We start from the raw sequence: 20,629 nt of genomic DNA, 5'->3' as shown, positions 1-20,629 counted from the left end.
GGCGAGACGCCCGTCAGAACGAGAAATGCTCCTCGGGCAGGGCCATCAGGCAGTCGGCGCCGCCGAGCAAGGCTTCGCGGTGCATGCTCGCCCGCGGCAGGATGCGCCGCAGGTAGAAATCGGCGCTGCGCAGCTTGGCCCGATAGAAATCGCCCTCGCCGGAGCCGCCGTCCAGCGCTTCCTGGGCTCGTGCCGCGGCTTGCAACCAGAGGGCCGCGAGCAATACGTAGGCGCTGTACTGGAGGAAGTCCACGGAAGTGGCGCCGATCTCCTGGGGATCGCGGGCGCAGGCCTCGAGTACCTGGCCGGTGAGCTGCCGCCACTCCTCCAGGCGTTGCAGCACCGGCTCGACCAGCGGCGCCAGCGCAGCACGCCCTTGCAGCGCCTCGCTGGCCGCCGCCAGTTCGCCTTGCAGCGCCAGCAGTTCGCCGCCCTGGTCGCCGAGCAGCTTGCGGCGGACCAGATCGAGCGCCTGGATGCCATTGGTGCCTTCGTAGATCTGGGTGATGCGACTGTCGCGCATCAATTGCTCCATGCCCCATTCGCGGATGAAGCCGTGACCGCCATAGACCTGTACGCCGAGGCTGGCGACTTCCTGGCCGACATCGGTAAGGAAGGCCTTGACGATGGGGATCAGCAGCGCTGCACGGCGCGTCGCCGCGCGCCGGCCGTCGGCATCCGGATGGCCGTGTTCCAGGTCGAGCTGGCGTGCACAGCAGGCCGCCAGCATGCGGCAGCCTTCGACCAGGGTCTTCTGGGTCAGCAGCATGCGCCGTACGTCGGGGTGCACGATGATCGGGTCGGCGGCCTTGTCCGGTGCCTGCGGGCCGACCAGGGCGCGCGACTGCAGGCGCTCGCGGGCGTAGCCGAGGGCGCCCTGGAAGGCCCGTTCGGCGATACCCAGGCCCTGCAGGCCGACCTGGAAGCGCGCATCGTTCATCATCGTGAACATGCAGGCCAGGCCCTGGTTCGCCTGGCCCAGCAGCCAGCCCCTGGCGCCGTCGAAGTTCATCACGCAGGTGGAAGCGCCCTTGATCCCCATCTTGTGCTCGATGGCGCCGCACCCCAGGCTATTGCGCTCGCCCAGGGAGCCATCGGGATTGGCGACGAACTTCGGCACCAGGAACAGACTGATGCCCTTCACCCCGGCCGGCGCGTCCGCCAGGCGCGCCAGCACCAGGTGGACGATGTTCTCGGTGAGGTCCTGCTCGCCACCGCTGATGAAGATCTTGCTGCCGCTGATCGCGTAGCTGCCGTCGGCCTGCGCCTCGGCGCGGGTGCGCAGGAGAGCGAGGTCGGTGCCGGCCTGGGGTTCGGTCAGGCACATGGTGCCGGCCCATTCACCGCTCACCAGCTTGGCCAGGTAGTCGCGCCGCAACGCCTCGTCGCCATGCTTGTAAAGCGCCAGCACGGCGCCCTCGGTCAGCCCCGAATAGACGCGGAAGGACAGGCTGGCGGCCATCAGCATCTCGTGGAAGCACGCGGAGACCATCTGCGGGAAGCCCTGGCCGCCGTACTCGGTGGGTCCGGTCATGCTCGCCCAGCCGTTCTCGCTGTACTGCCGGTAGGCTTCGCGAAAGCCGGTGGGGGTGGTCACCACGCCATCCTTCAGCTTCGCGCCTTCCTCGTCGCTGTTGCGATTGAGCGGCGCCACCACCTGGCCGGTGTAGCGCGCACCTTCCTCGAGCACGCCGTCGATCAGTTCGCGATCGATGCCGTTGCCCAGCAGTTCGCAATGCGCGCCGACATCGAACAGTTCATGGAGAACGAAGCGCATGTCGCGCAAGGGGGCCTGGTAATCCATCTCAGCGCGCCTCCTGCAGGTCGGCGAAGGCTCCGCCCTCGGCGGCCAGGCGCTCGACCAGGGACGCCGGCTTCCAGCGCGCGCCGTGGCGCTGTTCGAGGAAACGCAGGCGTTGCAGCAGCTCGGCCACGCCGAGGCGATCGGCCCAGGCCATGGGACCGCCCTCCGCGGCGGGGAAGCCGTAGCCGTTCAGGTAGACAGTGTCGATGTCGGCGCTACGGGCGGCGATACCCTCGTCGAGGATCTTCGCGCCCTCGTTGACCAGCGCCAGCAGGCAACGCTCGAGGATTTCCTCGTCGGCGAAATCGCGCCGCGGGTAGCCCAGCGTCTCGGCGACCCGGAGCACCAGGGCATCCACCTCGGTATCGTGCTCCGCCTGGCGGCTGCCCGGCGCGTAGCGGTAGTAACCGGCACCGCTCTTCTGGCCGAAGCGGCCCAGCTCGCAAAGGCGGTTGTCTACCTGCACGGCCGGCTGGTCCTGGCCGACCCCGGCCAACTCGCGGGCGCGCCACTCCAGGTCGATACCGACCACGTCGTACATGCGGAACGGCCCCATGGCGAAACCGAACGCCTGGAGAGCCCGGTCCACCTGGTACGGCAGGGCGCCTTCCAGCAGCATCAGGCGGGCCTCGGTGGCGTAGGGTTCGAGCATGCGGTTGCCGATGAAGCCGTGGCAGTTGCCGGCCACCACGCTGACCTTGCCCATCCGCTCGCCCAGCGCCAGGGCCGCCTCCAGCACCGCCGGCGCGGTCTGCGCGCCGCGCACGATCTCCAGCAGCCGCATGATGTGCGCCGGGCTGAAGAAGTGCAGGCCGAGCACCTGACCCGGACGCGCGGTGACCGCGGCGATGGCGTCGATGTCCAGGTAGGAGGTATTGCTGGCCAGCACCGCGGAGGGCTTCAGCGCCGCGTCCAGCTCGCGGAAGATCGATTGCTTGAGTTCCAGGTTCTCGTAGACCGCCTCGATCACCAGGTCCGCCTCGCGCATCGCGGCGGGGTGCTGGACCGGCGTGATGCGGGCGCGGCGCGCGGCCGCTTCCTCTTCGCCGATGCGCCCCTGGCGCACGTTGTGCGCGTAGGTGTCGGCGACGGCGCCGAGCGCCTGGTTGAGCATCTGCGGGTTGCTGTCCAGCCACTGCACGTCGAGACCGGCGTTGGCCAGGCACATGACGATACCGCGACCCATGGTGCCGGCGCCGATCACCGCGGCCTGGCGGAAGGAAAAGTTCTGGCTCATGGTCTTGTCCTCGTTGTAGCGAGCGCAGAAGGAACGGCGGACGAAACCTGGGGCAGTCCGACCGCACAAAAAGCGACCACTACCTTAGGGGAAGGTCGTACTATTTTTGAAATTTAGTCTTGTGATAGCTGGAATTCAGGCAATGAATATCCAAACCTTCGACCTCAACCTGCTACGCGTCCTCGACGCCCTGCTGCGCGAACGCAACGTCTCGCGCGCGGCGGAGCGCCTGGCGCTGAGCCAGCCGGCAGTGAGCAATGCGCTGAATCGCCTGCGCGAGCTGCTCGACGACCCGCTGCTGGTCCGCGCCGGTCGTGCGATGCAGCCGACGCCCCGGGCACTGGCGCTGGAAGCGCCGATTCGCGCGGCGCTGCGGCAGATCGAACAGAGCCTGGCCGACGGCGAGGGCTTCGATCCGGGGCGCAGCCGGCAGCGCTTCACCGTAGCGGTGACCGACTACGTCGAACTGATCTGCATGCCCGCCCTGATGCGCCGCCTGAGCGAGCGGGCGCCGGGAATCTCCATCGCCATCCAGCACCTGACCCCGACCTTGCCGGCCGAGGCGCTGGACAAAGGCGAACTGGACCTGGTGCTAGGCCGCTTCGAAAACGTCCCGGCGCGCTTCCAGCGCCGCCATTGGGCCAGCGAGACCCTGCAACTGGTCGCCCGACGTCAGCACCCGCTGCTGGCGCAGGCTCCCGACCTGGCCACCTTTCTGGAGCTACAGCACCTGTGGGTGCATGGCGGGCAGACCAAGGGGATGGTCGACCAATGGCTGGGCAGCCAGGGGCTCAAGCGGCAAGTGGCCTACACCACACCGAACTACCTGCAGGCAGCGCACATCGCCGCGTACAGCGACCTGGTCGGCGTCCTGCCGCGACAACTGGCGCACTACTTCGAACGATTGCTGCCCCTGCAATCGTTCGACCTGCCGTTCGACCTGGGCCCCTTCCACCTGGAACTGGTGTTCCTGGCCCAGCGCGAACGCGACATCGCCCTGCAATGGCTGGTCGAACAGATCCGCCAGGTCGGGGCCGCCGGACCGGACTAGGGGAATCCGGGCAGTCAGAAGCGGTCGCGAATGACCAGTTCTTCCCGCGGCAGCTTGCCGCTGCGCGGCCCGGGTTCCACGGCCTTTTTTCCGACCGCGACCATCAGGCCGATCACATGGTTGTCCGGCAGGTTGATCAGCCGGGCCACGGCATCGAAGTCGAAACCATCCATCGGACACGAATCCAGGCCCTGGCCGCGGGCGACCAGCATCAGGGTCTGCGCCAGCAGGCCGCAGCTGCGCATGGCTTCGTCGCGCTGTACCTGGGGCTTGCCGCGGTAGTAGGTGTCGATGGCGCCTGCCATGAACGCCTGTACCGCCTCGGGAGCACCGTCCCAGACCCGCTGCGCGTTGCGCTCCCAACTGTCGAGCTGGGCGCACACCACCACCAGCATCGCCGCGTCGGTGACCTGCGCCTGGTCCCAGGCCACTTCACGCAACTGCGCGCGCAATTGCGGATCGCTGACCTCGACCAGCCGCACGTGTTGCAGGTTGAAGGCGGAAGGCGCATGCAGCGCCAGGTCCAGGAGATGGTCCTTCTCTTCGCGAGTCAGGCTGAAGGATGAGTCGTAGCCCTTGATGGCACGGCGACTACGAACGGCGTCTTCGATATGCATGGGGGAAATCCACTGCGAGGGAACAAAGGGGCGCCCACTCTAGGGCATTGGCGAGAAGATAAACCAGACTTCAATAAATCCGACGCAGCCCCACAGCAGCTACTTACAGAATCAGGACTAGGACTATTCCTAGGAAGGAATTTTCTTTAGGAATTGTCCTATATTCCACTCCAATGCCAGCGCCTGGGAGAGGGCCCCTCCCGGGACGCACGAACGCAGAAAAATAAGGATGAACTCACGTAGGAGTAAGCTCATGAACAGGATGGGCCAACTGGCTTTGTTCGGTCTTCTTGTAGGAACTTCCAGCAACCTGTTCGCCGCCCCCGGCAGCATCAGCGGCGTCATCCGCTTCACCGGCGCCATCGTCGAGCCGCCGTGCTCGATGAATGCCTCCAGACAAGGCGAGGCCAAGGGCAGCTTCCACCTCAGTGGCTGTCCCATGCAGGCGCGCACCGCGGAAGTCAGCATCCGCTCGATGAAGACCGGCGAGGTGCAACACCTGCAACCCAGCGACCTGGTCCTCGGGGAAAGGGATTTCTCGGCGCGCTATGAGCTGGCCGGAAGCGGTCGTCGCTCCGGCAACTACCTGATCACCGTCACCTACCCCTGACGTCCGGACATGAAAAAACCGCCCGAAGGCGGTTTTTTCATGGTGCCGAAACGTGGCTTACAGCTGCGGGCCGGCGGCCTTGATCGCGTCGGAAACCTCGAATTTCTTGAAGTTTTCGATGAACTGCTTGGCCAAGCCCTTCGCCGCCTCGTCGTAGGCAGCCTTGTCGGCCCAGGTATTGCGCGGGTTGAGCAGATTGGTCTCGACGCCCGGAACGACCTTCGGCACGTCCAGGTTGATGATGTCCAGGTGCTCGGTTTCCGCGCCGATCAGCGCGCCGCTCTGGATCGCCGCGATCACGCCACGGGTGGTCGGGATGTTGAAGCGCTTGCCGACGCCGTAGCCACCGCCGGTCCAGCCGGTGTTGACCAGGTAGACCTTGGAGCCGAAGGCCTTGATACGCTTGATCAGCAGCTCGGCGTAGACACCGGCCGGACGCGGGAAGAAGGGAGCGCCGAAGCAGGTGGAGAAGGTCGACTTGATGCCGCCGCCGGAACCCATCTCGGTGGAGCCGACCAGCGCGGTGTAGCCGGACAGGAAGTGGTAGGCCGCCTGCTCGTTGTTCAGGATCGATACCGGCGGCAGTACGCCGGTCAGGTCGCAGGTCAGGAAGATCACCGCGTTGGGCTCACCGCCGAGGTTCTTCTCCGAACGCTTCTCGACGTGCTCCAGCGGGTAGGCGGCGCGGCTGTTCTGGGTCAGGCTGTCGTCGGCGTAGTCGGGCACACGCTCTTCGTCGAGAACCACGTTCTCCAGCACGGCGCCGAACTTGATGGCTTTCCAGATGACCGGCTCGTTCTTCTCGGACAGGTCGATGCACTTGGCATAGCAACCGCCTTCGACGTTGAACACCACGCCCTCGCCCCAGCCGTGCTCGTCGTCACCGATCAGGTAACGGCTTTCATCGGCGGACAGGGTGGTCTTGCCGGTGCCGGACAGGCCGAAGAACAGGGTCACATCGCCCGCTTCGCCGATGTTGGCAGCGCAGTGCATCGGCAGCACGTCGCGCTCGGGCAGCAGGAAGTTCTGCACCGAGAACATGGCTTTCTTCATCTCGCCGGCATAGCGCATGCCTGCGATCAGCACTTTCTTCTGGGCGAAATTGAGGATCACGCAACCGTCGGAGTTGGTGCCGTCGCGCTCGGGCACGCATTCGAAGTTGGCGACATTGAGGACCTGCCACTCGTCCTTGCCGGCCGGGTTGTACTGCTCCGGCTCGATGAACAGGCAACGGCCGAACAGATTCTGCCAGGCGGTAGCGGTGGTCATCTTCACCGGCAGGTAGTAAGCCTCGGCGGAACCTACATGAACATGGGAAACGAAATGGTCCTGGGCGTTGTTGAACGCTTCCACGCGGGCCCACAGCGCATCGAACTTGTCGGCCGGGAACGGACGGTTGATGTTGCCCCAGGCGATCGCGTCCTTGGTGCTCGGCTCTTCGACGATGAAACGGTCGACCGGCGAACGGCCGGTACGATGGCCGGTGCGTACGACCAGCGAGCCGTTGGCGGCCAGTTCGCCCTCACCGCGGCGAATGGCTTCTTCTACCAGTTGGGCGGCGCTGATATCGGTGTACACGGCGTTGTTGGCTTGCGTCATGTGGTTCCCCGTCGGCCAGAGGCCGAGTCCTCCAAACTTCGTAGCGCTTCAAAAAACTCACTACAGGAAAAAAGTGGCGGGATTATGCCAGAAAAGCCCGCTGGATGAAAAATCGTCAGTGGCGGGTCTCGGAAGGCCCCTGGCTGCCAGCGCCAGCGAACAACTGGGCGACGTCGGAGGCGTCGAACAGGTAGCGCTGGTTGCAGAACTGGCAGTCGATGGTGATCGAGCCTTCTTCCTCCTCGAGCAGCCGCTCGCAGTCGGCCTGCCCGAGACTGACCAGGGCGTTGGCCGAACGTTCCCGCGAGCAACTGCAATGGAAGACCAGCGGTTGCGGCTCGAACAGGCGCACGGTTTCCTCGTGGTAGAGGCGGTGCAGGACGGTCTCGTTGTCCAGCGCCAGCAGCTCTTCGGCGGTCAGCGTGTCGGCCAGGGTGGTCAGGTGCTGCCAACTGGCCTCGCGGGCCTCGGGGTCCTTCAGGCGGTCGGCGGGAAGCTGCTGCAGCAGCAGGCCGCGGGCGCGGCGGCCGTTGGCGTTGAGCCAGAAACGGGTCGGCAGCTGTTCCGAGCTGGCGAAGTAGTTGGACAGGCATTCCGCCAGGTTCACCCCCTCCAGGGCGACGATCCCCTGGTAGCGCTGGCCCTTGACCGGGTCCACGGTGAGGGTCAGCACGCCTTCGGGCATCAGTTCCTGCATGCCGGCGTCGGCGCCGATGGATTCCGCCGAATAGCGGGCCAGGCCACGCACCTGGCGGTCGCTGGAACACTCCACCATCAACAGCGGCACCGCGCCGCTGGAACGCGCCTGCAATACCAGCAGGCCGTCGAACTTGAGCGTGCCGCAGAGCAGCGAGGCCGCCGCGAGCATCTCCCCGAGCAGTTGCGCGACCGGTTCCGGATAGGGATGTTTGGCCAGCACTTCGCTGTAGCTACGCTCGAGATCGACCATCTCGCCGCGCACGTCGGTATCGTCGAAAAGGAAACGCTGGCTCTGATCTGAATGGGACATGCGGGACACAACGCTACGAATGAGGGAATGACAAGTGAGTGACAAAGGCCTATAAAAGCGCGCTTCGTGACAGTCGTACGCCGACCCGGCGCCGATAGGGGGAAACGATTTTATGGATAATGCCTCTCCGTTCCAAGCGGCCTGGCAATGGCGCAAGTTCGCCACCTGTCATCTTCTGGCGCTCCTGCTGCTGATCCTGTGGCTCTGGGGCCCCACCCGCGAGCTGATGAACGGCTTCGACTTCTGGCTCTTCGACAAGCTCAACGGCTCCCTCGCCCTCAACGAAACCTGGCTGAAACTCTGGGGCCTGCTCAGTACCCGACCGTTCGACGCGGTGGTCGGGGTGATCCTGCTCTGCCTGCTGATTCGCGGCGACTGGCTGCTGCCGGCGAACCAGGTACGGCGACTGACCTTCGGCTTCATCGTGACCCTGCTGATCCTGGTGGTGATCCGCGTGCTCTACGCCAAGATCGCCCACCACCTGCACTGGCAGCACGCCAGCCTGTCGATGCTGATGGACAAGGCCATCCACCTCAGCGACCACTTCCCGGACTGGGAACGCGTGTGGGAAATCAAGGACCGCTCCAAGCGCAGCTTCCCCGGCGACCACGCCTCGGTGCTGCTGGTCTGGGCGCTGTTCATGTCGCTGTTCGCCCGCCGCGCCGGGCAGTTCCTGCTGATCTGGACCCTGGCCGTGCTGTTCATGCTGCCGCGCCTGGTAGCCGGCGCGCACTGGGGCCAGGACGACTACATCGGCGGCCTGCAGATGGCCCTGCTGGCCCTCGCCTGGGGCTGCTACACACCGCTGGCGGCGAAGGCCAGCGGCTGGCTGGTGCAGGTGACCGAACCGCTGTTCCGCCTGCTGGCGAAATTGCCGCTGATCGGCCGCCTCGGCGTGGTCCGCGACTCGGCCTGAGGCCATCCCGGTCTCCCCTGCGGGAGACCGGCGCTTCTCAGTCCTGGCCGCCGCGCAACTGGTGGATCTGCCGCCGCTGCTTCTTGCTCGGCCGCCCCTCTGTCTGTACGCCCAGCGCCCCGGCCTTGCGCATGGCCGCCGCGCGCTCGCGGCTTTCCACGCTGTCCGCGGTTTCCTCGTAGAGAGCCTGGGCCTCCGGCGCACCACGACGGACTACGGAAAGCGCGCGAATGGTCACGGTTCGCTCGTCGAAGCCCGTACGAATGGTCAATTCCTCCCCTACCCTGGGTTCCTTGCTCGGCTTGCACCGCTCGCCACGGCAATGCACCTTGCCACCCTCTATCGCGGCCTTGGCCAGCGCCCGGGTCTTGAAGAAGCGCGCCGCCCAGAGCCACTTGTCCAGGCGCACCTTGTCGTCGTCTTTCTCGCTCACTGGCATTTCCCGTATCCGTTCCGCCGTTGTCTCGCGACTGTCATCGACAGCCGCTAGGTTCGTCTTCGGCATCCTCGGGCAGCCGTCTGGCGGCCGCCCATAGCCCTGCTAGAATGCCGGCAAAACGCCTGGAATGCCTACCCGTGAAGACATTCGACCAGCTTTCCGTCATCGGTCTGCGCGAGTGGATCGCCTTTCCCGAACTGGGCATGGTCGGGCTGCGCGCGAAGATCGACACCGGCGCCAGCACCTCCAGCCTGCATGCCTCGGACATCGTTCCCTTCGAGCGCGACGGCGAGAAGTGGGTGCGCTTCACCGCCCACCTCGGCACGCTGGTGCAGCGCCGGCACCGTTGCGAAGCGCCGATGGTCGCGCGCAAGACCATTCGCAGTTCCAACGGCCAGGCCCAGACCCGCTACGTGATCCGCACCACCCTGGCGCTGGGCGATCGCATGTGGCCGGTAGAGTTCACCCTGGCCTGCCGCAAGTCCATGCGCTATCGCGTGCTGCTCGGCTCCAAGGCGCTGATCGCCGGGCAATTGGTGGTCAACCCGGCCCTGGCCTACGTCCAGGATCGTCCCGAGTCGCCGGCCGCCCTGCCCGCGGCGACGGGCATCAACCTGCTCGACGGGAGTCCGGTTTGAGCCATTCGCCGGCAGCACCTGTCCAACCTCCATCCATTCCCGAAACGGCCGGTCCGATGCCTGCCGCGACGACAACCCACAGCCTCGCCGCCGCTGCCCGCCAGCCGGTCCAACCCATCCACAGGTGCTGAATGAAAATCGCCGTGCTGTCGCGCAATCCCCGGCTCTACTCGACCCGTCGCCTGGTGGAGGCCGGGCGGGAGCGCGGCCATGAAATGGTGGTCATCGATACGCTGCGCGCCTACATGAACATCGCCAGCCACAAGCCGCAGATCCACTACCGGGGACAACCGCTGGAGGGCTTCGACGCGGTGATCCCGCGCATCGGCGCCTCGGTGACCTTCTACGGCTGCGCGGTATTGCGCCAGTTCGAGATGATGGGCGTGTTCCCGCTCAACGAGTCGGTCGCCATCGCTCGCTCGCGGGACAAGCTGCGCTCGCTGCAACTGCTGTCGCGCAAGGGTATCGGCCTGCCGGTGACCGGCTTCGCCCACTCCCCGGACGATGTCCCGGACCTGATCGAGATGGTCGGTGGCGCACCGCTGGTGATCAAGCTGCTGGAGGGCACCCAGGGCATCGGCGTGGTCCTCTGCGAAACCGAGAAGGCCGCCGAATCGGTGCTCGAGGCTTTCATGGGGCTCAAGCACAACATCATGGTCCAGGAGTACATAAAGGAAGCCGGCGGCGCCGACATCCGCTGCTTCGTGGTCGGCGACAAGGTGATCGCCTCGATGAAGCGCCAGGCAGCGCCCGGCGAGTTCCGCTCCAACCTGCACCGCGGCGGCAGCGCCAGCCTGATCAAGATCACCCCGGAAGAACGCATGACCGCCATCCGCGCCGCCCGCGTGATGGGCCTGAACGTCGCCGGGGTGGACATCCTGCGCTCCAACCATGGTCCGCTGGTAATGGAGGTGAACTCCTCGCCGGGCCTGGAAGGTATCGAATCCACCACCGGCAAGGACATCGCCGGGATCATCATCCAGTACCTGGAAAAGAACGGCGGCCCCCACCTGGCCAGGACGAAGGGAAAGGGGTGAGCCGGACCAGACAACACATGCGTTGTCCCGGCGCATCGGACGCACCGCGTTACGCCGGCGATCCCGGCCTCGACAGAAGGTCCATGCCACGCTTGAATGAAGCACCGCCGCAACCGATGCCGGAAACCCCGCCGAACCCCGGGCTCTTCCGGCACTCGAATCCTTTCCTGACGCTTCACGGAATCGCCGCATGACCCCTCGTCCCTCCTCCGACCAGACCTGGCAGCCCATCGACGGCCGGGTGGCGCTGATCGCGCCAGCCTCGGCCATCGCCACCGACGTGCTGGAGGCGACCCTGCGGCAACTGGAAGTGCACGGCGTGGACTACCATCTCGGCCGCCACGTCGAAGCCCGCTACCGCTACCTCGCCGGGACGGTCGAGCAGCGCCTGGAAGACCTGCACAACGCCTTCGACATGCCGGACATCACCGCGGTCTGGTGCCTGCGCGGCGGCTACGGCTGCGGCCAGTTGCTGCCGGGCCTGGACTGGGGGCGCCTGCAGACGGCCTCGCCGCGGCCACTGATCGGTTTCTCCGACATCTCGGTGTTGCTCAGCACTTTCCACCGCCACGGCCTGCCTGCGATCCACGGCCCGGTGGCCACCGGACTCGGTCTGTCGCCGCTGAGCGCCCCCCGCGAGCAGCAGGAGCGGCTAGCCTCGCTGGCCTCGGTCAGCCGCTTGCTGGCCGGAGTCGACCATGAACTCCCGGTGCAGCACCTCGGCGGACACAAGCAACGCGTCGAAGGCGCGCTGATCGGCGGCAACCTCACCGCCCTGGCCTGCATGGCCGGCACCCTCGGCGGCCTGCACGCCCCGGCGGGGTCGATTCTGGTCCTGGAGGACGTCGGCGAACCCTACTACCGCCTGGAGCGCAGCCTCTGGCAATTGCTCGAAAGCATCGATGCGCGCCAGCTCGGCGCGATCTGCCTGGGCTCGTTCACCGATTGCCCGCGCAAGGAAGTCGCCCACAGCCTGGAGCGGATCTTCGGCGAATACGCCGCCGCCATCGAGGTGCCGCTCTACCACCACCTGCCCAGCGGGCATGGTGCGCAGAACCGGGCCTGGCCTTACGGGAAGACCGCGGTGCTCGAGGGAAACCGGTTGCGCTGGTAGGGACGGGGCGCGCCCCTCTCCGTAAGCGCGAGAGGGGGCGGGAAGTGCCGCTGGAACGGCGCAAACCCGTCGGGTATCAGGCCGCGCCGCGCGGCAGCAGCAACCCCAGCGGCAGGCAGACCCGCGCCTCCAGGCCGCCGCCAGCGCGGTTGCGCAGTTCGACGCTGCCGCCGTGCTGGGCGGCGATGCGCTTGACGATCGCCAGGCCGAGGCCGGTGCCCTTGCCGCCACGCGCCTTGTCACCGCGGATGAAGGGATTGAAGATGCTGTCCACTTCCGCGGGATCGATGCCCTGGCCGCGATCGAGCACGCTCAGCACCACGTAGGGCGCCGCGCTTTCGCCGGCCACGTAGCTGGCCACCTCCACCGAGCCGCCACCGTGGTTCAGGGCATTGTCGATCAGGTTGCCCAGCAGACGCTTCATCGACACCCGCCGCAACGGCATCGCCGGTACCGGCTGCAAGGCCATGCGCACCTGCTCGCGAGTCTGGTTGAACGGTGCCACCACCTCGCGCACCAGATCGGTCAGGTCGCCCTCCTCCACCGGCTCGTCGCGGCCGTCGCGGATGAAGGCGAGGAACTGGTCGAGGATCGCATCCATGTCCTCGATGTCGCGGACCATGTCCTCGACCATCTCCCGTTCGCTCTCCGGCAGCAACTCCAGCGACAGGCGCAGGCGTGTCAGCGGGGTGCGCAGGTCGTGGGAGACACCGGCCAACATCAATTCGCGTTCGCGCCCGCCCTGCTCGATGTCCTCGGCCATCTGGTTGAAGGCGCGATACACCTCGGCCATTTCACTCGGCGTCTCCGGCCCCAGCGGCAGACGCACGCTGCGCCCCTGGCCGAACTGGCGGGCGGCGACCACCAGGCGCTTGAGCGGCTGGCTGAGCTGGCGGACGAAGATCCAGGCGGCGGCGGTGGAGAGCAGGCCGATGCCGAGGAACCAGCCGAGCACGCTCCAGATCCGTTGGCCACGCAAGGGATGCGGATACAGCGGCACCGCCAGCCAGCCTTCGCCGAGGCTCGGCGCGCGCACCCAGAGCTGCGACGGCTGGTGGATACGCAGGCGGGTCTCGGTGTCCGGCCCCAGTTCCATCTGCATCTGCCGCTGGAAGATTTCCGTGTACGGCCAGTGCTGCTCGCCGGGCTGGTCGGCGCTGCTCGGCACCCAGCGCAGGCCGGAAGCCTTGGCGATGGCCGCACGCGACTCCTCGTCGGCAGCCCAGAACGCGCGGATGGTCAGCGCCGCGCCGTGACTGTACTGGCGGTCGACGATCACGTCCTCGTTCATCAGCAGGTAGACCAGGGTCAGCGCCTTGGAGAACAGCACGACGATCAGCACCAGCCAGAGGGTGCGGGCGAAGAAGCTTTGCGGGAACCAGAGCGGGGTTTTCATCGATCGGACCGGTTGCGCGCCGGCGGACGGGGCCGACGCCTGTTGCGGGTAAGACGACGCGGCCGGTGCATCGCTGCACCGGCCGCGCGGAGACTCAGGCCTTGCGCGCGTTGCCGTCCGGCACGAACACGTAGCCGACGCCCCAGACCGTCTGGATATAGCGCGGCTTGGACGGGTCCGGCTCGATCAGCCGGCGCAGGCGCGAGATCTGCACGTCGATGGAACGCTCCAGGGCATCCCACTCGCGGCCACGGGCGAGGTTCATCAGCTTGTCCCGGGTCAGCGGTTCGCGGGCGTGCTGCACCAGGGCCTTGAGCACGGCGAACTCGCCGGTGGTCAGCATGTGTACCTCGTCGCCCTTCTTCAGTTCGCGGGTGGCGAGGAACAGCTGGTAGTCGCCGAAGGTCACCACCTCGTCGGCACCGGCAGGCGCGCCGGGCACCAGCGGCGCCTGGCGGCGCAGCACGGCCTTGATCCGCGCCAGCAGTTCGCGCGGGTTGAACGGCTTGGCCAGGTAGTCGTCGGCGCCCAGTTCCAGGCCCTGGATGCGGCTGCCCTCGTCGCCCTTGGCGGTGAGCATGATGATCGGCACCTGGTTGTTCTGTTCGCGCAGGCGGCGGCAGGCAGTGAGGCCGTCCTCGCCGGGAAGCATCAGGTCGAGCACAACCAGCTGGAACAGTTCGCGGGATAGAAGGCGATCCATCTGCTCGGTGTTCTCCACCGCGCGGACGCGGTAGCCCTGCTCGTCGAGGAAACGTTCGAGCAGGCGGCGCAGGCGGGCGTCGTCGTCGACGACGAGGATCTTTTCACCTTCGGCCAGGGCGGCAGGGTTCGACATAGAAACTCCCAGAATGAGTCAGGCGGGCATTATCGCCCAGGTAGCGGCTGGGCCGGACTGTCCATTGTTAGCAGATTTTTCCCCGACCAGCCGCCCTCCAAGGCGAAACTTGGCAGGTATAATGCGGCGCTTTTGCGGCGGGGCGTTGTCTACACGGCCCGTTTTCGTTCGTTTCACCAGGTGGATCAATGGACAGCATCAACACCCGTATCGCCGAAGAGCTCTCCGCACTGCCCTCCGGCCGCGTTCAACCGCAGCAAGTCGCCGCTGCCGTCGCCCTGCTCGACGAAGGCTCCACCGTTCCCTTCATCGCCCGTTACCGCAAAGAGGTCACCGGCAGCCTCGACGATACCCAGTTGCGCATGCTGGAAGAGCGCCTGCGCTATCTGCGCGAATTGGAAGAACGCCGCGGCGCGATCCTCGCCAGCATCGAGGAACAGGGCAAGCTGACCCCCGAACTGGCCCGCGACATCAAGCTCGCCGACACCAAGACCCGTCTCGAAGACCTCTACCTGCCTTATAAGCAGAAGCGCCGCACCAAGGGCCAGATCGCCCTGGAAGCCGGCCTCGGCGCGCTGGCCGACGCACTGTTCGACGACCCGACCCTGGTCCCGGAAAGCGAGGCCGCGCGTTTCGTCGACGCCGAGAAAGGCTTCGCCGACGTCAAGGCGGTGCTGGAAGGCGCCAAGTACATCCTCATGGAGCGCTTCGCCGAAGACGCCACGCTGCTCGACAAGCTGCGCGTGTTCATGAAGAACGAAGCGACCCTGACCGCCCGCGTGGTCCCCGGCAAGGAACAGGAAGGCGCCAAGTTCAGCGACTACTTCGAACACGACGAGCCGCTGAAAAGCGCCCCGTCGCACCGCGCCCTGGCGATCTTCCGCGGACGCAACGAAGGCGTCCTCAGCGCCTCGCTGAAGGTCGGCGAGGAAGCGCCGGGCACCCTGCACCCATGCGAGGTCATGATCGCCGAGCGCTTCGGCCTGTCCAACCAGGGCCGCGCCGCCGACAAGTGGCTGGCCGAGGTGGTGCGCTGGACCTGGAAGGTCAAGCTCTATACCCACCTGGAAACCGACCTGTTCGGCGAGCTCCGCGACGGCGCCGAGGACGAGGCGATCAGCGTGTTCGCGCGCAACCTGCACGACCTGCTGCTGGCCGCCCCGGCCGGCCCGCGCGCCACCCTCGGCCTCGACCCGGGCCTGCGCACCGGGGTCAAGGTCGCGGTGGTCGACGCCACCGGCAAGCTGCTGGACACCGCCACCGTCTACCCGCATGCGCCGAAGAACCAGTGGGACCAGACCCTCGCCGTGCTCGCCGCGCTGTGCGCCAAGCACCAGGTCGAGCTGATCGCCATCGGCAACGGCACCGCCAGCCGCGAGACCGACAAGCTGGCCGGCGAACTGATCAAGAAGTATCCGGGCATGAAGCTGACCAAGATCATGGTCAGCGAAGCCGGCGCATCGGTGTATTCCGCCTCCGAACTGGCGGCGAAGGAGTTCCCCGAGCTGGACGTGTCCCTGCGCGGCGCCGTGTCCATCGCCCGCCGCCTGCAGGACCCGCTGGCGGAGCTGGTGAAGATCGAGCCCAAGTCGATCGGCGTCGGCCAGTACCAGCACGACGTGTCCCAACTGAAGCTGGCGCGTAGCCTGGACGCGGTGGTCGAGGATTGCGTGAACGCCGTCGGCGTCGACGTCAACACCGCCTCCGCCGCCCTGCTGGCACGCATCTCCGGCCTCAACTCGACGCTGGCGCAGAACATCGTCGCGCACCGCGACGCCAACGGCGCGTTCCGCACCCGCGACGAGCTGAAGAAAGTCAGCCGCCTGGGCGAGAAGACCTTCGAGCAAGCCGCCGGCTTCCTCCGCGTGATGAACGGCGACAACCCGCTGGACGCCTCGGCGGTGCACCCGGAGACCTATCCGCTGGTGCAGCGCATCGCCGCCGACACCGAGCGCGACATCCGCTCGCTGATCGGCGACTCGGCGTTCCTCAAGCGCCTCGACCCGAAGAAGTTCACCGACGAGACCTTCGGCCTGCCGACCGTCACCGACATCCTCAAGGAACTCGACAAGCCCGGCCGCGACCCGCGTCCGGAGTTCAAGACCGCAGAGTTCCAGGAAGGCGTCGAGAGCCTCAAGGACCTCAAGCCGGGTATGGTCCTGGAGGGCGTGGTGACCAACGTCACCAACTTCGGCGCGTTCGTCGACATCGGTGTCCACCAGGACGGCCTGGTGCACATCTCGGCGCTGTCCGAGAAGTTCGTCAAGGACCCGTACGAAGTGGTCAAGGCCGGCGACATCGTCAAGGTCAAGGTCATGGAAGTGGACATCCCGCGCAACCGTGTCGGCCTGTCCATGCGCATGAGCGACACCCCCGGCGAGAAGGTCGAAGGCCAGCGCGGCGGGCGTCCCGCCGGCAGCGGCCAGCCGCGCCAGGAGCGTGGCGCCCCGCGCGGACAGAGCGCGCCGCCGGCGAACAACGCCATGGCCGCGCTGTTCGCCAACGCCAAGCAACTGAAGAAGAAGTGACGGAGCCGTCCATGAGCGAGATGCCCGCCCGCGAGCAGATGATCAGCGCCTACAGCGAACTGGTCGGCCTGGACCCGGTCAGCCTCGGCGACGGAGTCGCCGAGGTACGCCTGCCGATGGCCGCGCACCTGCGCAACCGCGGCGGGGTCATGCACGGCGGCGCGCTGTTCTCGCTGATGGACGTGACCATGGGGCTGGCCTGCTCAAGTTCCCATGGTTTCGACCGCCAGAGCGTCACCCTGGAATGCAAGATCAACTACATCCGCGCCGTCGCCGACGGCGAGGTACGCTGCGTCGCCCGCGTACTCCATGCCGGGCGCCGCAGCCTGGTGGTGGAAGCCGAGGTGCGGCAAGGCGACAAGCTGGTCGCGAAAGGACAAGGCACCTTCGCCCAGTTGTAAACCGGCGCGGCCGCCATGCGGCAGAATGGCGCGCAACGGCGATCCCGATCCGTGCCGGGCGCCCGCCTCGACGGCTCCCGCCGAAGGCGCGGCGACCGGCCCCCGGACGAAGCGAAAACGCATTTACGTCCTCCCTCTTGTAGACCGCTCGGTCCACCCTCATATTGGGGCGACCGATCTGGGACGCGATCACAAGGAATCCCGACTTGAGCGATCTTCTCTCCCGCCGCCTGGCTCTGCTCGGCGCCGCAGCCAACCTGCCCCTGCTGACCGAGTGCCTGCATGGCATCGAGCGCGAATGCCTGCGAGTCGATAGCGACGGCAAGCTGGCGCTCACCCCCCACCCCCGGGCCCTGGGTTCGACCCTGACCCATCCACAGATCACTACCGACTACTCCGAGGCCTTGCTGGAGTTCATCACGCCCACGGAAACCGACGTCGCCGACACTCTGGCCGATCTCGAGCGCATCCACCGCTTCGCCAGTTCGAAGCTGGACGGCGAATACCTGTGGAGCCCATCGATGCCCTGCGAGCTGCCGGACGAGGAGAGCATCCCGATCGCCCGCTACGGCAGCTCGATGATCGGCCGCCTGAAGTACGTCTACCGCAAGGGCCTGGCGCTGCGCTACGGCAAGACCATGCAGTGCATCGCCGGCATCCACTACAACTTCTCCCTGCCGGAGAGGCTCTGGCCGCTGCTGCGCCAGGCCGAAGGCAGCGAGCTATCGGAACGCGACTACCAGTCCGCCGCCTACATCGCCCTGATTCGCAATTTCCGCCGCTACAGCTGGCTGCTGATGTACCTGTTCGGCGCCTCGCCGGCCCTCGACGCCGGCTTCCTGCGTGGCCGCCCGAGCCAGTTGGAGCGCCTCGACGAACACACGCTCTACCTGCCCTACGCCACCAGCCTGCGGATGAGCGACCTGGGCTACCAGAACAACGCCCAGGCCGGCCTGACGCCCTGCTACAACGACCTGCAGAGCTACATCGACAGCCTGCGCCAGGCGGTCAGCACGCCCTACCCGCCCTACGAGAAGGTCGGCACCAAGCAGGATGGCGAATGGGTGCAGCTGAACACCAACATCCTGCAGATCGAGAACGAGTACTACTCGAGCATCCGGCCAAAGCGCGTCACCTACACCGGCGAGCGTCCGGTGCAGGCCCTGGCCGCTCGCGGCGTGCAGTACGTGGAAGTGCGCTGCCTGGACATCAACCCGTTCCTGCCGCTGGGCATCGACCTGGACGAGGCGCGCTTCCTCGACGCCTTCCTACTGTTCTGCGCGTTCAGCGACAGCCCGCTGCTGAATGGCGAGTGCAGCGACGCCACCGACAACTTCCTCGCCGTGGTCAAGGAAGGCAGGCGGCCGGGCCTGCAATTGCAACGTCGCGGCCAGCCGGTGGAATTGAAGGTCTGGGCCAACGAGCTGCTCGAACGAATCGCCGACACCGCGGCGCTGCTCGACCGCGCACGCGGCGGCGAAGCCCACGCGGCGGCGCTGGCGGCGCAGCGGGCGAAGGTGGCCGATGCGGAACTGACGCCTTCGGCGCAGGTGCTGAGAGTCATGCGCGAGCGCGGCGAGAGCTTCGAAGCGTTCTCCCTGCGCCAGAGCCGCGAACACGCGGAGTATTTCCGCCAGCATCCGCTGGCCGCCGAAGAGCAGGCGCGCTTCGAGAAGATGGCCAGCGAGTCCCTGGCCGAACAGACGGAGCTGGAACGCGACCAGGATGGCGACTTCGATACCTTCGTCGCCGCCTACCAGGCGAGCATCCTCGGCCTGATCAGCAACTGAGCCAAGCCGGCGCGCCCCTGCGCCCAGGGACGCGCCGGCGGATCACAGGCTCTTCTCGAATACCTGCGAATTGCGCTGGAAGTTGTACAGCGAGGCCCGCGCCGCCGGTAGCCGCTCTACGCTGCTGGGCTGGAAGCCGCGCTCGCGGAACCAGTGCGCGGTCCGCGTGGTGAGCACGAACAGGGTCTTCAGGCCGAGTCCGCGCGCGCGCTCCTCGATCCGCTCCAGCAGTTCGTCGCCACGCCCGCCGTGGCGGTACTCCGGGTTGACCGCCAGACAGGCCAGCTCGCCCGCCTCGGAATCGGCGATCGGATAGAGCGCGGCGCAGGCGATGATCAGCCCTTCGCGCTCGACGATGCTGAACTGTTCGATCTCGCGTTCCAGCACCTCGCGGGAACGGCGTACCAGGATGCCCTGCTCTTCCAGCGGGCGGATCAGCTCGATCAGCCCGCCAACGTCCTCGATGCCCGCCTCGCGCAACTGTTCGAACTGCTCCTGGGCGACCAGGGTGCCGTTGCCGGTGCGGGTGAACAGCTCGCTGAGCAGCGCGCCGTCCTCGGTGTAGCTGACGATATGGCTGCGCTTGACCCCGGCCCGGCAGGCCTGCGCCGCGGCGTCCAGCAGCTCGGCCTGGTAGCTGTTGCCCAGCCGTTGCAGGTGCGCGGGCACCTGCTGCGGGCGCAGTTCGCGGACCAGCTTGCCGGATGCGTCCAGCAGGCCCTGTTCGGCGCCGTAGAGAATCAGCTTTTCCGCTTCCAGGTCGATGGCGGCGCGCATGGCCACGTCTTCGCAGGCCAGGTTGAAGATTTCCCCGGTCGGCGAGTAGCCCAGCGGCGAGAGCAGGACGATGCTGCGCTCGTCGAGAAGGCGGCCAATGCCCTTGCGGTCGATGCGACGGACCTCGCCGGTATGGTGGTAGTCGACACCCTCGACCACGCCGATCGGCCGCGCGGTGACCAGGTTGCCGCCAGCGACCCGCAGGCGCGCGCCCTGCATCGGCGAGGCGGCCATGTCCATCGACAGCCGCGCCTCGATGGCGATGCGCAGGCTACCCACGGCGTCGATGACGCATTCCAGGGTCGGCGCATCGGTCACTCGCAGGTCGCGGTGATAGCGCGGAGCCAGGCCGCGCGCGGCCAGGCGCGCCTCGATCTGCGGGCGCGAACCGTGCACCAGCACCAGGCGCGCGCCGAGGCTGTGGAGAAGGACCAGGTCGTGGACGATATTGCCGAAATTGGGATGCTCCACCCCTTCGCCGGGGAGCATGACCACGAAGGTGCGGTCCCGGTGCGAGTTGATGTAGGGCGAAGCGTGACGTAACCAGTTGACGTAGTCGGGCATGGTGGGGAAAGCCTGTCGTTTCGTGAGCGAGAGCAAAGCGTGAGCGGCCGGGACGGCCCGAAGGGCGCCGTTATCGTCGTCGCAGCAACATCGACAGGCTTCTCCTCACTTTCTGGTTAACGAGACGGATGGATCACGCGCGAGTTTAAACCCTCGGCGGCCCCCCGGCCGCGGGATTCGACCATGGTACGGGGCCTGGGGCCGGAACGAACCGTTTTACCACTATTTCTGAAAAAAACTATCCGAAAACCCCGGTTAACTCGC

General features: G+C 66.7%; 18 protein-coding genes. 9 read left to right on the top strand and 9 right to left on the bottom strand.

The window, feature by feature from the left end:
• Positions 1-13: 13 nt before the first annotated feature.
• On the bottom strand, positions 14-1,804 hold the full coding sequence (locus AC4OR5_RS08585; protein WP_003141910.1) for an acyl-CoA dehydrogenase C-terminal domain-containing protein: 1,791 nt from the start codon (positions 1,802-1,804) through the stop codon (positions 14-16).
• Position 1,805: 1 nt separating this feature from the next.
• Positions 1,806-3,041: a 3-hydroxyacyl-CoA dehydrogenase gene (locus tag AC4OR5_RS08580; protein WP_058161027.1), complete on the bottom strand. Its 1,236-nt coding sequence runs from the start codon at positions 3,039-3,041 to the stop codon at positions 1,806-1,808.
• 142 nt (positions 3,042-3,183) lie between these two features.
• Between AC4OR5_RS08580 and AC4OR5_RS08575 the strand changes: the two genes are divergently transcribed.
• Entirely contained in the window at positions 3,184-4,092 is a 909-nt protein-coding gene (locus tag AC4OR5_RS08575) for a LysR family transcriptional regulator (RefSeq protein ID WP_058161026.1), read from the top strand.
• A 14-nt stretch (positions 4,093-4,106) separates the two neighbouring features.
• On the opposite strand, the gene AC4OR5_RS08570 is transcribed toward AC4OR5_RS08575, so the two are convergent.
• A complete protein-coding gene (locus tag AC4OR5_RS08570) occupies positions 4,107-4,709 on the bottom strand; it encodes a nitroreductase family protein (protein ID WP_058161025.1) in 603 nt (200 codons plus the stop codon).
• A gap of 253 nt (positions 4,710-4,962) precedes the next feature.
• On the opposite strand from AC4OR5_RS08570, the gene AC4OR5_RS08565 reads away from it, so the two are divergent.
• Positions 4,963-5,319 carry a type 1 fimbrial protein gene (locus AC4OR5_RS08565; protein ID WP_017001318.1) on the top strand — a complete coding sequence of 119 codons (357 nt, stop codon included), beginning with the start codon at positions 4,963-4,965 and terminating at the stop codon, positions 5,317-5,319.
• A gap of 57 nt (positions 5,320-5,376) precedes the next feature.
• On the opposite strand, the gene AC4OR5_RS08560 is transcribed toward AC4OR5_RS08565, so the two are convergent.
• The gene (locus tag AC4OR5_RS08560; RefSeq protein ID WP_003123676.1) at positions 5,377-6,918 is read right to left on the bottom strand and encodes a phosphoenolpyruvate carboxykinase; all 1,542 of its coding nucleotides are present in this window, start codon (positions 6,916-6,918) and stop codon (positions 5,377-5,379) included.
• Positions 6,919-7,033: 115 nt separating this feature from the next.
• The gene (gene hslO, locus AC4OR5_RS08555) at positions 7,034-7,927 is read right to left on the bottom strand and encodes an Hsp33 family molecular chaperone HslO (RefSeq protein ID WP_003109983.1); all 894 of its coding nucleotides are present in this window, start codon (positions 7,925-7,927) and stop codon (positions 7,034-7,036) included.
• Between the two features lie 112 nt (positions 7,928-8,039).
• Here hslO and AC4OR5_RS08550 point away from each other — a divergent pair, with 112 nt between their 5' ends.
• Positions 8,040-8,843 carry a phosphatase PAP2 family protein gene (locus AC4OR5_RS08550; protein ID WP_003109984.1) on the top strand — a complete coding sequence of 268 codons (804 nt, stop codon included), beginning with the start codon at positions 8,040-8,042 and terminating at the stop codon, positions 8,841-8,843.
• 37 nt (positions 8,844-8,880) lie between these two features.
• On the opposite strand, the gene AC4OR5_RS08545 is transcribed toward AC4OR5_RS08550, so the two are convergent.
• Positions 8,881-9,276 (bottom strand): RNA-binding S4 domain-containing protein, encoded by a 396-nt coding sequence (locus AC4OR5_RS08545; RefSeq protein WP_003136003.1) that lies wholly within the window; start codon positions 9,274-9,276, stop codon positions 8,881-8,883.
• Between the two features lie 143 nt (positions 9,277-9,419).
• Between AC4OR5_RS08545 and rimB the strand changes: the two genes are divergently transcribed.
• From rimB to AC4OR5_RS08530, 3 genes are all read left to right on the top strand, one after another.
• Positions 9,420-9,920 (top strand): retropepsin-like aspartic endopeptidase RimB, encoded by a 501-nt coding sequence (rimB, locus tag AC4OR5_RS08540; RefSeq protein ID WP_003109986.1) that lies wholly within the window; start codon positions 9,420-9,422, stop codon positions 9,918-9,920.
• Between the two features lie 131 nt (positions 9,921-10,051).
• Positions 10,052-10,957 carry a 30S ribosomal protein S6--L-glutamate ligase gene (rimK, locus tag AC4OR5_RS08535; RefSeq protein ID WP_003096254.1) on the top strand — a complete coding sequence of 302 codons (906 nt, stop codon included), beginning with the start codon at positions 10,052-10,054 and terminating at the stop codon, positions 10,955-10,957.
• A gap of 190 nt (positions 10,958-11,147) precedes the next feature.
• Positions 11,148-12,071, top strand: a complete 924-nt coding sequence (locus tag AC4OR5_RS08530) for an LD-carboxypeptidase (protein ID WP_023436481.1) — start codon at positions 11,148-11,150, stop codon at positions 12,069-12,071.
• Between the two features lie 76 nt (positions 12,072-12,147).
• Here AC4OR5_RS08530 and amgS read toward each other — a convergent pair whose 3' ends face one another.
• Together amgS and amgR are read right to left on the bottom strand one after the other, a co-directional pair.
• Positions 12,148-13,467, bottom strand: coding sequence for a two-component system sensor histidine kinase AmgS (gene amgS / locus AC4OR5_RS08525; RefSeq protein WP_058161024.1), 1,320 nt, complete (start codon positions 13,465-13,467; stop codon positions 12,148-12,150).
• Between the two features lie 94 nt (positions 13,468-13,561).
• Complete coding sequence (gene amgR, locus AC4OR5_RS08520; RefSeq protein WP_003096259.1) at positions 13,562-14,305, bottom strand: two-component system response regulator AmgR; 744 nt, start codon at positions 14,303-14,305, stop codon at positions 13,562-13,564.
• A gap of 188 nt (positions 14,306-14,493) precedes the next feature.
• Between amgR and AC4OR5_RS08515 the strand changes: the two genes are divergently transcribed.
• From AC4OR5_RS08515 to gshA, 3 genes are all read left to right on the top strand, one after another.
• Entirely contained in the window at positions 14,494-16,833 is a 2,340-nt protein-coding gene (locus AC4OR5_RS08515) for a Tex family protein (protein ID WP_009878279.1), read from the top strand.
• Positions 16,834-16,871: 38 nt separating this feature from the next.
• On the top strand, positions 16,872-17,234 hold the full coding sequence (locus tag AC4OR5_RS08510; protein ID WP_042115369.1) for a PaaI family thioesterase: 363 nt from the start codon (positions 16,872-16,874) through the stop codon (positions 17,232-17,234).
• 206 nt (positions 17,235-17,440) lie between these two features.
• Entirely contained in the window at positions 17,441-19,024 is a 1,584-nt protein-coding gene (gene gshA, locus AC4OR5_RS08505; protein ID WP_031639614.1) for a glutamate--cysteine ligase, read from the top strand.
• A 42-nt stretch (positions 19,025-19,066) separates the two neighbouring features.
• On the opposite strand, the gene argA is transcribed toward gshA, so the two are convergent.
• Positions 19,067-20,365, bottom strand: coding sequence for an amino-acid N-acetyltransferase (gene argA / locus AC4OR5_RS08500; RefSeq protein ID WP_003096265.1), 1,299 nt, complete (start codon positions 20,363-20,365; stop codon positions 19,067-19,069).
• Positions 20,366-20,629: the final 264 nt, after the last annotated feature.

The sequence above is a fragment of the Pseudomonas sp. YA1 genome (assembly GCF_058680555.1).
Note: the sequence above shows the minus strand (reverse complement) of the source record. Positions and strands in the feature narration are given on the sequence as shown.